The organism is Pseudonocardia hierapolitana, assembly GCF_007994075.1.
Taxonomy (GTDB): Bacteria; Actinomycetota; Actinomycetes; order Mycobacteriales; family Pseudonocardiaceae; genus Pseudonocardia; species Pseudonocardia hierapolitana.
The window spans coordinates 1,715,675-1,728,224 of the sequence record NZ_VIWU01000001.1 but is presented as its reverse complement, the minus strand read 5'-3'; the positions used below and the strand labels follow the sequence as shown (position 1 = coordinate 1,728,224).

Here is a 12,550-nt window from a genome sequence, read left to right as displayed (position 1 = left end):
CCGGTCCGCCCGGCGGGGTTCCGGTCCCGACGGCATCGGCCACACCGTGTACGCCGCCCCCGCGCACGCGCAGCCCGCGCCCGGATCCACTTGAACTCCACGATCGGGTGAGCGCGGCTTACTCGTCGCCGGTGACCGAGCGCAGCCCGCCGTCGGCGCACAGCGCGCGGCAGCGTTCGATGAGGGCTTCGTGGGCGGCGATGAGGTGCTCGGGGAAGACGGCGATGTGCAGCGGGAGCCCCGGCGCCGACGAGCTCGGTGGTGAACATGCGCCGGAAGTTGTGCGGGGTGGACCCTCGCCGGGGTACGGCCCGCCAGCGGGCTGTCCACGTCGCCGGCGCTCGTTGGACACGCGCCGAGCTCCGTTCACTTCAGCGTGTAGCAGAAGGAATGCTCTGAGCTAGTCGCAAAGCGATGCCGCCGATCTTCAGGTTTGCGAGTACAGTTCGTCGGTGGTCGGCATGACACGTTCCGAGGCAAGGAGTGTCGGCATGACCGACGGAGCGGTTCTCACGTTGTGGCGCTACCCGCTGAAGTCGATGCAGGGGGAGGAGCTCAACGCATCTCATTTCAACGATTTTGGCCTGCTGGGTGATCGCGCTTTCGCCCTTGTTGATGTCGAGACCGGCAAGGTCGTGAGCGCCAAGAACCCGAGGAAGTGGCCCGACTTGTTCATCTTCCGGGCGATGTTCACTGCGCCACCGGAGCCGGGCGAGCCGCTCCCGCCGGTCGCCGTGACGTTGCCCGATGGCTCAAGGATCAGCTCTGACGACGCCCGCTTCGCCGAGATCGTCTCCGCCGTCCTCGGCAGGCGCGTCATGCTGGCCGCCGCCGGGGCGCCCCGGCCCACCTTGGAGGAGTACTGGCCTGACATGGCAGAGCTTGACCATCAGGACACCGTCACTGACGAGGCGATGCCCGCCGGGACGTTCTTCGATCTCGCGGGTGTTCACGTACTCACCACGAGCACGATCAATCGGCTCCGCGAGCTTCACCCGCGAGGTCGGTTCGAAGTTCGGCGGTTCCGGCCCAACATCGTCGTGCAGGCCACCGACGACGTTGCCGACTTCACGGAAAATAAGTGGTTGGACCGGCGGGTGCACATCGGGGACGAGGTCGTCCTGGAAATTACTGGCCCCTGCCCTCGTTGCGTCATGACGACGCTCCCGCAGGGCGATCTGCCCAAGGACAGGGAGATCCTGCGCACGGCCGCCCGGTACAACGATGTGAACGTTGGCGTGTACGCAGAGGTGCGCCAGATCGGGATGGTCCGACGCGGTGACGCGGTCTCACTCGCCTAACTTTCTCGTCTGGCTCGGCCATTGCTGGCCGCCGATCCCTACAACCGGTGGGGGTCCAAGACTCCACTGCCAAAGCGCTGGTCGCCGCGACGGGCAACCCTGTGGGTGCCGAGAACCCTGTCAGGTCATGCAGCCTGCACGTACCCGTGTATGAGGCCGCCAAGCCGGTCTCGCCGCAGTGGCCGCGTCGTTGCGCCGGAGCGCGGGGGGCCTGCTGGGTCACCCCGCGTTCCGGTGGGATGAGCGGTGATCCTGGCGAGGTGGACGCGGCGGGTGCCGTGCTCGATCACGACGAGGATGTAGAGGCGTCGCAGGAGGATGGTGTCGACGTGGGCGAAGTCGACGGCGAGGATCGCGCGGGCTTGTGTGGCCAGGAATTGTCGCCAGGTCGGTCCGGGCTGTCGGGGAGCGGGGTCGATGCCAGGAGCGTGGAGGATCTTCCACACGGTGGAGGCGACGATGTGCTCGCCGAGTCCGACGAGCTCGCCCTGGATGCGTCGGTAGCCCCAGCTGGGTTCTCTCGGGCCATCCGCAGCACCAAAGCGTGTATCGGTTCCGAAGTGGGTGGGCGGCCGGGTCGGCGTCTCGGGTAGGTCCAGCGGCGGGCGACGAGGCGGGCATGCCAGCGCGGCACGGTTCGGGGTGAGACGAGCCGCAGTCGACGCAGGCGTGTCGGCAGCAGTCGGCTCAGCGCGCTGAGGATCACGCGGTCAACCCATGTCAGCATCGGGGTTCGCGCCGCTCCCGCGGCCTCCGAGGGCCGAACGCCTCACTCGGTAACCGCGCGGCGACATCGGGTAACACGCTGCGGCGGCAACCCGACCCCAACCACTGACGGTCCGTAGTGGGAGGTCGACATGAGCACGGTCGCCTTACAGGGCAGCTCGATTGATCTCGGCGCTCCCGCAGCTGAGCGGGACATCGACCGAGGTCTCGAGCACTACTTCGTCGAGTCCGACGCCTTCCGGCGCGTCCTCCGAGGCGAGACGACCGTGATACTCGGCAATCGGGGCGCGGGTAAGAGTGCGATCTTCCAGATCCTCGCCCGACGCAGCCGGGGTAACGGGGCACGAGTCATCGAGCTTGCTCCTGACGACTACTCGTATGAAATGCTTCAGCGCACCATGCAGACCGAGGAGCAGGGCTCTTGGGCTAAGCAAGGCGCCTACGCCGCAGCGTGGAAGTACACGTTGTACGCGCTGGTGATGAAGGAGCTGTGCAAGAAGCAAGTGCGGTCGAAGAATGCGTCCGAGGCGGCGATCCGAAAATACATCCGAACCTACCATCACCAGCCGGGGATGGGGAAGCTCTGGGCGCTGATCTCCTATCTCAAGCGGCTCGAGGGCTTCAAGATCGGCAAGTACGAGGCACAGGTCAAGACGAAGGAGTTGGAGCGGCTATACAAGCTCGAGGAGATCCGCCACCTTGTGCCCCACCTGCAGAAGGCTCTGGAGGACCAGCGGGTCGTCGTCGTCATCGATGAGCTCGACAAGGGCTGGGACTCCTCCGAAGACGCGCAAGCGTTCATAGCGGGGCTTTTCCAGGCATGCGTCTCGCTGAACGGACTGTCCGTCAATCTTCGCTTGTACGTCTCATTGCGTCAGGAACTCTATGAGAACACGCCATCGCTCTACGAGGACGCTCAGAAGTACCGAGATATGATCGAGTCGGTGTCGTGGTCGGAGGCAGACCTCTACAGCCTGATCGCCCGACGGATCAGGTACGCGCTGCCGAAGCTCGCCGACGCCCCGGATCAAAAGTGCTGGAACACGCTATTCGTCGCCAGGCCTCGCAAGGGGGCGAACGAGCCGTTCCGCTACATCGTCGACCGCACGCTCCACCGTCCCCGCGAGATGATCCTCTTCTGTGTACAGTGTCTTCATACGGCGGGCGAGCGCAAGGTGCCACTGCCCCTTGGTCTGGATACGATCGTGCTCGCGGAGTTCGAGTACTCACGGGGTCGCACGCATGACGTCGCGGCCGAGCAGAGGTTTCAGTACCCGGATGTGCTCAGTGTGTTCGAAGCGTTCCGAGGCCACGAACACACCTTCGAACGTGCCCAGCTCGAATATCTGATGCTCGAGATCATATCCGGCGAGCTTACGGTCGGAGTCCGCGCACGCACTTGGCTGGCGGACTTCGACGAGGACGCGCTGATCGACGTGCTCTGGAGAGTCGGATTCCTCACCGCAGAGATCGCAGTGAGCACCCAGCGCCGCGACGGCGCCACTCCCTTTGTCGGGCACCACCAGGTCCCGCAACTCGACGTCCGGAACGTGCGGAGGTTCGCGATCCACCCGATGTACCGGGCCTACCTGGGAACTAGAGAGCCCTAGAGAGCGCGGGGCACGGGTACGAGAAGTACACGGTCATGCGTGAAGCGCGGGCCGACCTCGACACACTGCTGCGGCCGGCGGGCAACGATCAGGCCAGACTTCGGCCCGGTACTAAATGTTTGCAACGCGGAGGTGAAGGGTTCGAAGGGGATCGTGATCTTGAACAGATAGTTCGACGGCTAATTCAGCTCAGTGCACGGGATTACGATAGTTTGATCATCCTCGTGAGCTCTGACGCTTATCAAGTTGTAGATCTTCAAGGTGGGAAGTGTGGTTGACCTGCGGGTTCACCGTCGGGATCAGCAGAGTTTGCGCACCAAGTCGATCTCGTGGCCTGCTGTGTTGTGGCGTACGTGCGCGCGGGCACGGCTCCAGTCTCCTTGCTAGATCAGGAGCCTCTCCACCGCCCAGGACGATTCAGGCAGGACGGTGGGGCCTACGGCCCAACCAAGCACGCTGGACTCCAACGACTTTGCTCAACCCCTCGAAACCGCGGCCGCATGAACAAGCGCTCGCCGTCCCCCGTGGCTTACGGCATCGGGCCGGGGTGACCGCCCGCGACCGTCGCCTGCTCACTGCGGCCGTCTTTGACCGCGAGCGGGTCGCCCGCGATCCGCGCCGGCTCCTCGTCGCACCGTCGGCGCCTGTTGGTGATTCCAGGGCGCTCAGGACGCGAGTGGTGTCCGCCGGCCCGCGAGCACCGTGCCGAGGAACGTGGCCACGACGTCGTGGACGGCATCGCGATCGTGCTCGTTCAGTACGTCGTGCAGGTCCCCGGGGAAGACCCGGAGGGCTGCCTGGGGCAGGATCTGCGCCACGGCGTGCGCGTCGGTCACGGGCACGATCGGGTCGGCCTCGCCGTGGACGAGGAGCACCGGTAGGGCAGGGCGGGCCTCGGCGAGTCCGGCGGCGATCTCCGGCCATACGGCCCTGACCGCGAGCAGCGTCTCCCGCCGGAACCCGCCCTTCCAGGTCAGCGGGTCGTGCAGGAGGGCGTGCACGTACCGCGGGTGGGTGCTCATCCACTCGGTCGGATCGCCTACCTCGGTTTCGGCGGCGCCGGTCGCGAGCTCCGCGTCGATCCATTCCTGGGCGAGCAGCGGCGCGCCGGAGAGCACGAGCGCGTCGAGGGTCTGCGGTGAGCGCAGCGCGAGCAGCATCGCCGCGAGCGCGCCGCCGGAGTGCCCGATCACGACCAGGGGCACTTGGCGGTGCTGCGCTCGGACGAGGTGCACGAGCCTGCGGGCGTCGTCGGCGAACTCGCCCCACGAGGGGATCACGGCCCTCTCGCCGTCGCTGCGTCCGTGGCCGACGGCGTCCATCGCGTGCACGGCCAGGCCGTCGGCGACGAGCCTGCGGGCGAGCGCGTCGTAGAGCCCGAGGTGCTCGCCGTAGCCGTGCAGCAGGACGACCGCGCCGTGGGCGGCGCCGTCGGGCTGCCAGCTGTCGTGGAAGATCCGGCCCCGGGAGCCGATGAACGTGGGCATGAAGACGGTCCTCTCTCGTGACGGGCGTGGCGGTTGGTGTCCGCGATCAGAAGTACTGGCAGTGATCCGCGGCGATCGCCTTCTCCTCGAGGAACCAGGCGGCATCGACGATTCCGGCCGCCTCCGGGATGAGGTCGGACTCGTCGACGCCGAAGGTGGCGGCGGCGAGGCGGCAGCCGTAGAGGTTCACCTTGCCGGTGCCGGCGAGGTAGGTGAGCCAGTCGAGGATGTCGGTCGGTTCGCCGTCCTCGACCAGCGTGCGGCGGAGCGCGGCCGCGTCCGCGGCATGTCGGCCGTCGATCTCCAGCGCGGCGGCGCCCGCCTTGGTGAGGGCGCGTACCGCCCAGAGCACGAACAGGATGTCGACCTGCACGCCTTTTCTCGCGCTGAGGAAGGCGAAGGTGAGCGGCGTGAGCATTTTGTCGTAGCCGTCGTCCCGGACGACGATGGCGAGCTTTTCCATGACGGATCTCCTCGAGTGTGAACGGATCGGTTTTGGATCTCGGGCCTGGGTCGCCGTCCGGCTATCGCCGGATCTCGTACACCACGTTGAACGGGCTCTCCGCGACCCGCCGGAACCTGGTGAACCCGGCCTTGGACGCGACCTCACGGATCGCTGCCTCGCCGGCCTGCGCGCCCAGTGCGTAGCCGCCCGGCTGGGACAGCCCGTTGGGTACGCACAGGAACGTCGAGCCTGCGTAGTAGAGCCGGCCGACCGGGTTGAAGTTCTCCTCCACGGTGTCCGAGGCGTTCGGCTCGACCAGCAGCCAGGTGCCGTCGGGCGCCAGGGCGTCGTGCACCCGGCGGGCGGCGTTCACGGGGTCGCCCATGTCGTGCAGGGCGTCGAACATGGTGACGAGGTCGTAGCCGGTCCCGCTGAAGGTCTGCGCGGTGGCCACCTCGAATTCGACCTGGTCGGCAACCCCGGCGTCGGCGGCCTTCTTGCGCGCCCGCTCGATCGACTCGGCGTGGTAGTCCGAGCCGATGACCTTGGTGTTCGGATACGCCTGCGCGATCAGCACCGAGGAGGAACCCAGGCCGCAGCCGAGGTCGGCCACCCGGGCGCCGGCCGCGAGCTTCTCCGCCACGCCATCCAGTGCCGGAATCCAGCTCGGTACCAGTTCAGCGACGTAACCCGGCCGGTAGAAGGCGTCGCACCCGACGAAGACGTCCTCATGGTGCTCGTGCCACGCGAGGCCGGCGCCGGTGCGGAACGCCTCGGTGATGCGCGGCTCGGCGCGCAGGTAGCCGAGCGCGATGAGGAAGGCGGCCGAGATGTTCGGCCCGCTCGGGTCGGCGAGGCAGAACGCCTGCTCGTCGGACAGGAAGAACTCACCGGTCGCGAGGTCGTAACTGACGTAACCACCGGCGGCCTGGTTGTTCAGCCACTCGGTGAGGTAGCGCTCGTGGCAGCCGGTGCGCTCGGCGAGCACGCCCGGGGTCGCCGGGCCCTGCGCGAGTGCTCGGTACAGCCCGAGCCGGTTGCCGATGACCGCGAGGCCGGCGGAGCCGGTCGCGCCCAGGTCAGCGGTGAAGCGGCCGAGGAACTCCATCAACTTGTCGTGATCCACGATCAATCCTTCCGTTGTGCCGGCTCAGGGCCGGTCCCGCACGAGGCCCGCTGTCGCGTCGCCCGTCGTGACGCCGGGTGCGCCCGGTGATGCTCCGCACCCGGTGAGTGCGGCTGCGGGCGGCTACTGGATGTTTTGGTGGGTGCGGAAGACGCCGTGCGGATCCCAATCGGCCTTCACAGCGGCCAGCCGCTCGGTGCTGGTGCCGTAGGCGGCGCGCATCCGCTGGCTGCCTTCGTCGCCGAGGAAGTTCGGATAGGTCACCCCGGTCGACCAGGGACGCAGATCGGTGCGGAACGCGCGGGCGAGGGCCCGGTTGCGCTCGTCGTCGGACGGGTCCTCCCACAGCAGCAGGGGGTGGACGATGAACCCCGCGTCGCGGCCGGCCAGCGGTGAGTGCTCCGTGCCGATGCCGGCGACCGCCCCGCCCCAGGCCACGATGAACAGCTGCGAGGGGCCGGCCGGCAGCTCGGCCGCGCGCCGGACGAGCGCGTCGATCGCCTCGTCGGGCAGGTCGACGACGTTCTCGGCGGTCCAGTAGTTGCGGTATCCGGGCGGGTCGTCGACCGAACTCTGGAAGTCGGCGTATCCGGTCGGGCCGAAGAAGTCGGCATCGGGGCCGAGTCCCCGGATCGGCGCGAGCGCCCGCGCTCCTTCGTCGACGGCGCCGGCCCACATGCCCAGGATGGCGACCGCTGGGCGGCCCCACAGCCGGGTGGGTACGTCGTCGTCCTCAGGCGCGGTGATGAAGGCGCAGGACAGCGAGAGCTCGTCGGGGGCGTGGTTCATGGTGTCGCGGAAGGTGCTCAGCACCTCGTGGGCGCGGGCCGTGTCGAACAGGGCCACGCCGGCGAAGACCTCCGGCCCGAGCGGGTGCAGCGCCAGCTCGAGTGCGGTGACGACGCCGAAGCTCCCACCGCCGCCGCGCAGCGCCCACAGCAGTTCCGGGTTCTTATCGGTGGATACGCGGACGATCCGGCCGTCCCAGCTGACCAGCTCGGCGGCGAGCAGGTTGTCGCAGGCCAGCCCGTGCTTGCGTTCGAGCCAGCCCGAGCCGCCGCCGAGCGTCAGCCCGGCCACGCCGGTCGTCGAGACGCGTCCGCCGGTGGTCGCCAGCCCATGGGCCTGCGTCGCGCGGTCGACGTCCGCCCAGACGGCGCCGCCGCCGACGCGCACGACGCGACGGTCTGCGTCGACCTCGATGTCGACCATGCCGCGCACGTCGAGCACCAGGCCGTCGTCGCACAACGACAGGCCGGCAACCGAGTGCCCGCCGGCGCGGACGGCGATCGGCAGGTCGTGGTCCCGGGCGAAGGCCAGCGCCGCCACCACGTCTTCCACAGCCACACACTCGGCCACCCACCGTGGCCTGCGGTCGATCATGGCGTTGAACAGCGTGCAGGTGTCCTCGTAGTACGCGTCGCCGGGCTCGTGCACACCACCCTGCAGGCGGAAGCGGAGCTCATCGATACCGGACGCGCCGGAAGTGACTGTGCTGATCAGTGGCATGGGCAGAGTTTCAGCCCCGAACCGACCCGGTGACTTCACCTGAATCGGCCACCCTGCGGGATGGCCGGAAACGGCCAGCCGTCCCTCAGAGCAGGCTGTGGCGGGTGGCGTAGGCCACTGCCGCCGCCCGCGACCGCACCCGTAGCTTCGTGCGGATGTTCGCGATGTGGCGGTGCACGGTGTGCGGGCTCAAGAACAACCGTTGGGCGATCTGGGCGTCGCCCAGCCCGCGCCCCACCAGCCGCAGGATGTCGACCTCGCGCGGACTCAGCTCCTCCGTCGTGCCCCGGCGTGCCGGCCCGCGCGCACCAAGGAGCGCGAACGCCTCACGCGCGGCGCGCGCCTGTGCCTCGGCCCGCTCAGGCCGCCCGAGCGCCTCGAGCGCCTGAGACTGCAGCATCCGCGCCTGGGCGGTCTCGAAGGGCGCCGAGCAGGCGGCAAACAGGTCGACGGCGTCCTCGGCGGCCCGACGCGTGCCATCGTGATCACCGACCGCCAACATCACCTCCGCGCGCACCAGACGACCCCGCCCACGCATGTACGGCGTCGCCAACCGCCCCGCCTGCGCCTCCACCTGATCGGCCGCCGCAGCGGCGCCGACCCCATCACCCGCGGTGGCACGAGCGCGCGCGAGCAGCTCGAACGCCGGCAGCCGGTCCAGGACGTTCGCATCCCCCAACCGCCGCAGCACCCGGTCCGCCGCGTCCGCTGCCGCAGTCGCGTCTCCGCCGGTCAGCTCCAACTCGCCGAGCGCCAGGATGGCCTGCGGCAGCGGCAGCGCCGACTCGAACAGCAACCGCGCCTCGACCAGCTCACCCTGCCGAGCGCGCAGCCTGCCCAACCGGACCGCGGTCGGCGCGGTGAGAGCCGGCCGCGTCAAGCGCAGATCCTCCATCGCACTGAGCAGCTCCTGCTCAGCCGATGACCAGTCACCGCCGGTCGCGAGCACCTCGCCGTAGGCCGTGCGACACACACCGAAGAAATGCCGCGCCTGCCAGGTCTCCGACCAGGAGTGCAGCGCCCGGCACCACTGCGCGGCGCGCCCGAAATCACCCACCTCCGCACACGCCGACACCGTGTGGCACAGCGCCCATCCCGGGGCCGCGATCTCGGAGAACTCCTCGCCGACCGCCAACGCCGCCGACTCGTCCAGCCGGCGCAAGCCCTCCTCGATCTGGCCGGACGCAACGAGCGCGCTGCCCAACACGGCCAGCGCGACCACCTCGACCCCGACATCCGACAGGCCGCGCACCACCTCCAGCGCTTCCCGCGCCAGGCGCTCGGCCCTCACCGGATCGCAGGCCGCCAGCAGCGCAATATCCGCCTCGAGCACGACGATGAAGCCCAGCTCGACGCACGGCCCACGATCGCCCACCAGCGCCCGGCCACGCCGCAGCCACGCCGCGGCGACCGCGTCGTCGCCCCGGAAATCGAGGTGGTCCGACGCCAGCCACATCGCCATCCGCGCGGCAGCGCACACATCACCGGCGCCGCGGTATGCGCGGTAGGCGCGTTCGCGCGCGTGCAACGTCGCCTCCTGGTCGCCCTGCCACCAGGCTGCCCGGCTCAGCCCCTCCCACCCCTCGGCCACATCCCCCGCGGCGACCGCCTCCTCGAAACGCGCCCGCGCCTGCGCCCAGGCCGCGCACGCCAACGCGGCGCGACCCGCCGCCAACGAAGCCTCTTGTCCCGCCGCCACATTCACTCACCTCCTCCGGGACTCGCCGCGCACGACGCAAGCGCTACTCTCCCCGACCAGACACGAGCTGGAGTCGCGGGCGGGTGATCGGCCTCGCGAACGGCAGCCTCGTCGCCGGTGCCGCGTACTCCGCCAGCCGCGGTGCGTACGCCCGGTGAGCTTCCACCCCCGACGCGGTCGCAGGGCTGGTGTTGAACACACGCTGGCACTGCGACCAGCGGGTAGGCCTCGTGTGGGGGTGGCTGCTGCCGCCATCGATCGGCGGACCTTGACGTCGCCCCTCGCTCCGCGACGATGGCGCGGTGACGACGCAGTGGCACACCCGCGACTCGAGCGCACTGCTGCTCTCCGTGGTGGCGTCGAGCGTGTTCGCCGTGGGATCGCTGGTTTGGGGCCTGCTCGCGGGCTCGCAGATGATCGTGTTCGACGGGCTGTACTCGTTCGTCTCCGTGGCGCTGTCGCTGCTGGCCGTGTGGGCGCTGCGGGCCGCGCGCTCGGGGCCGGACGAACGCTATCCGTGGGGCCGGGAGATCTTCGAGCCGTTGACGATCACTGTCAAGGCGGCGGCGTTGGCGGGCCTGTGCGCCTACGCGATGGTCGGCGGGATCGAGGAGATCTTCGCGGGCGGGCGGGAGATCGAAGCGGGCTGGGCGGTGCTGTACGGGGCCGTCGCCACCGCGGTCGGCCTCGGCGTGTCGCTCGTGCTGCGGCGGATGAGCCGCGGCGCCACCGACCTGGTGCGCGCGGAGGCCGCGGAGTGGATGGGCGACGCTCTGCTGTCCATCGGCGCGTTCGCGGGGTTCGGGGTGGCGCTGGGCCTGCAGCTCGCCGGGCGCGGCGACCTCGCCCGCTACGTCGACCCGGCCATGGTCGTCCTGACCTCGGCGATCTACCTGCGGATTCCGCTCCGGCTGGCCGTCGAGGGCCTGCGCGAGGTGTTGACGATGAGCGCGGCACCCGCGATGCGGGAGCAGGTGTCAGCGCTCGTCGACGATGTGGCGCGGGAGTGGGGCCTCGCCGAGCCCGCGGTACGGCAGTCCAAGGTGGGCACGCGGCTGGATGTCGACATCATGTTCCTCGTGGACGCGGGGTCGACTGCCCGCAGCGTCGAGGAGTTCGACCGCGTCCGCGCGCAGTTGGAGGACCGGCTGCGGGTGACCGGGCTGGAGCCGTCGCTGTCGGTGGGCTTCACCGCCGACCCGCGGTGGGTGGCCTGAACCCAGTGCCCTAGCCCTAGCCCGTCCACTCCAGCCAGGCGGCCCCGGGGTGCGCCCGGCCGAGCACGGTCCCCGTGCGCACCCCGTCCCGGATCCGGACGTGTCCGATCACGCCGAACACGCCGCCCTTCCGGTTCTCCTCGATCCACTCCGGGGGGACGTCGAGGTGCTGGACCGTGCGCCGCGCGTCGGGGCCGAGCGGGACGAGGGGGTCCACCGACACCCAGTCGAGGTCTCGCCCGCGGCCGATCTGCGCGAGGAGGTCGTCGAACCGGGCGAGGTCCGCCGGGGGCAGGAAGACGTGCACATAGGTGTCGACGAGGCAGACCAGCGCGTCGGGCGGGAGGTCGGCGACCACGTCGGACAGCACGTCGAGCAGGCTGCCGCGCACCGACCGCGCGGGCTCGGCGCGGGCAAGCGTCGACGCTTCCGCGAACCGTGTGACCGCGCCCGCCTCGGGAGGGACGCAGGCGGCGAGCCAGGCCAGTGTGTCGGGGTCGGTGAGGTCCAGCGGCTCGACGTCGATCCCGACCCGGTCGGCGATCACGGGCACCGAGGGTGGCAGCGGCGGCGCTCCCGCGCGCACAACGCAGGACAGGCGCACCGGGGCCGCCGGGTCGCCGACCGTGCGGGCGGATCCGTCGGGTGCGCGGTAGGTATAGCGGTAGCGGTCCAGATGCAGGCCGAGCCCGGCGCCGGTGCCCAGGTCGACCAGTGCGATCGGGCGATCGTCGGCGGCGGCGATCATGCCGAGCGCAGGCAGCACATCAACGCAGCGGGCGACCTCGTTCATCTGGTAGCGGTGCGCCTCGCACAGCTGTGCGACGCGGTCCCTCCGCGCGGCCGCGAACGCCGCCAGCTCGGCGCCGAACGCGGGATCCGGCGGCGGCTGCTCGCCTCCCGGCACGGGGTAGTGCCGCGCGATCGGCGCATCCGGCTCGGCCCCGACGAGGTACTCGAGGACCGCGGCCAGCAGCAGCGGCGGAAGGCGGTCGGGTGGGATCTCGGCGGCCAGCTCCCGCAGGACGTCCTCCCGCGCGATCGCCGCGAACGTCGCCGAGGTGAGCCACCAGCTCTGCGGGGCGTCGGGCGGCGACCACGCGTCCGCGATCGCCATGGCCTGTCCCGCGACGACCGCGGGATCGGTGCGCGTCATCCGCGCATTGTCGGGCACGGCGGTAGCTCGATCACCTGCCACCAGCCGGCGAACAGATCCTCCGCCTTCCTGGACGGGATCAGCACCGCGCGCAGCCACCGCGCATAACCTGTCACCTGTCATCATCGTGAGCACTGGCTACAACGCCGGGGGCGGGTGGAACGGCATCCGCGGTTCGTGGCTGATACCGCCGGGGACGGGCGGGCGGACATCGTCGGGTTCGGTGGTGCCGGGGTCTGGGTCTCCAGGAGCCAGCCGGACGGCACATTCAGCG

The 12,550-nt window shown here is 69.9% G+C and carries 10 protein-coding genes; 3 read left to right on the top strand and 7 right to left on the bottom strand.

What is annotated here, in order from left to right:
- Nucleotides 1-118: 118 nt before the first annotated feature.
- Nucleotides 119-352, bottom strand: coding sequence for a hypothetical protein (locus FHX44_RS08135; RefSeq protein ID WP_147254917.1), 234 nt, complete (start codon nt 350-352; stop codon nt 119-121).
- A gap of 139 nt (nt 353-491) precedes the next feature.
- Between FHX44_RS08135 and FHX44_RS08130 the strand changes: the two genes are divergently transcribed.
- The gene (locus tag FHX44_RS08130; RefSeq protein WP_147254916.1) at nt 492-1,301 is read left to right on the top strand and encodes an MOSC domain-containing protein; all 810 of its coding nucleotides are present in this window, start codon (nt 492-494) and stop codon (nt 1,299-1,301) included.
- 857 nt (nt 1,302-2,158) lie between these two features.
- Complete coding sequence (locus FHX44_RS08120; protein ID WP_147254915.1) at nt 2,159-3,637, top strand: P-loop ATPase, Sll1717 family; 1,479 nt, start codon at nt 2,159-2,161, stop codon at nt 3,635-3,637.
- A 665-nt stretch (nt 3,638-4,302) separates the two neighbouring features.
- On the opposite strand, the gene FHX44_RS08115 is transcribed toward FHX44_RS08120, so the two are convergent.
- The 5 genes from FHX44_RS08115 to FHX44_RS43150 all read right to left on the bottom strand — a co-directional run bounded on the left by FHX44_RS08115 (nt 4,303) and on the right by FHX44_RS43150 (nt 9,909).
- Entirely contained in the window at nt 4,303-5,124 is an 822-nt protein-coding gene (locus FHX44_RS08115) for an alpha/beta fold hydrolase (protein WP_170308829.1), read from the bottom strand.
- A gap of 46 nt (nt 5,125-5,170) precedes the next feature.
- On the bottom strand, nt 5,171-5,587 hold the full coding sequence (locus FHX44_RS08110) for a DsrE/DsrF/DrsH-like family protein (protein WP_147254913.1): 417 nt from the start codon (nt 5,585-5,587) through the stop codon (nt 5,171-5,173).
- Between the two features lie 61 nt (nt 5,588-5,648).
- The gene (locus FHX44_RS08105) at nt 5,649-6,695 is read right to left on the bottom strand and encodes a class I SAM-dependent methyltransferase (protein ID WP_147254912.1); all 1,047 of its coding nucleotides are present in this window, start codon (nt 6,693-6,695) and stop codon (nt 5,649-5,651) included.
- 123 nt (nt 6,696-6,818) lie between these two features.
- Nucleotides 6,819-8,204 carry an FAD-binding oxidoreductase gene (locus FHX44_RS08100; protein ID WP_147254911.1) on the bottom strand — a complete coding sequence of 462 codons (1,386 nt, stop codon included), beginning with the start codon at nt 8,202-8,204 and terminating at the stop codon, nt 6,819-6,821.
- 85 nt (nt 8,205-8,289) lie between these two features.
- Nucleotides 8,290-9,909 carry a LuxR family transcriptional regulator gene (locus tag FHX44_RS43150; protein ID WP_147254910.1) on the bottom strand — a complete coding sequence of 540 codons (1,620 nt, stop codon included), beginning with the start codon at nt 9,907-9,909 and terminating at the stop codon, nt 8,290-8,292.
- Nucleotides 9,910-10,205: 296 nt separating this feature from the next.
- Between FHX44_RS43150 and FHX44_RS08090 the strand changes: the two genes are divergently transcribed.
- Entirely contained in the window at nt 10,206-11,120 is a 915-nt protein-coding gene (locus FHX44_RS08090) for a cation diffusion facilitator family transporter (RefSeq protein ID WP_147254909.1), read from the top strand.
- A 16-nt stretch (nt 11,121-11,136) separates the two neighbouring features.
- Here the strand turns inward: FHX44_RS08090 and FHX44_RS08085 are convergent, their stop codons facing one another.
- Nucleotides 11,137-12,276: a DUF2332 domain-containing protein gene (locus tag FHX44_RS08085; RefSeq protein ID WP_147254908.1), complete on the bottom strand. Its 1,140-nt coding sequence runs from the start codon at nt 12,274-12,276 to the stop codon at nt 11,137-11,139.
- Nucleotides 12,277-12,550 lie beyond the last annotated feature (274 nt).

Coding starts and splice junctions, on each gene's coding strand:
- FHX44_RS08130 (WP_147254916.1), top strand. CDS start 492: ATGACCGACGGAGCGGTTCTCACGTTGTGGCGCTACCCGCTGAAGTCG.
- FHX44_RS08120 (WP_147254915.1), top strand. CDS start 2,159: ATGAGCACGGTCGCCTTACAGGGCAGCTCGATTGATCTCGGCGCTCCC.
- FHX44_RS08115 (WP_170308829.1), bottom strand. CDS start 5,124: ATGCCCACGTTCATCGGCTCCCGGGGCCGGATCTTCCACGACAGCTGG.
- FHX44_RS08110 (WP_147254913.1), bottom strand. CDS start 5,587: ATGGAAAAGCTCGCCATCGTCGTCCGGGACGACGGCTACGACAAAATG.
- FHX44_RS08100 (WP_147254911.1), bottom strand. CDS start 8,204: ATGCCACTGATCAGCACAGTCACTTCCGGCGCGTCCGGTATCGATGAG.
- FHX44_RS08085 (WP_147254908.1), bottom strand. CDS start 12,276: ATGACGCGCACCGATCCCGCGGTCGTCGCGGGACAGGCCATGGCGATC.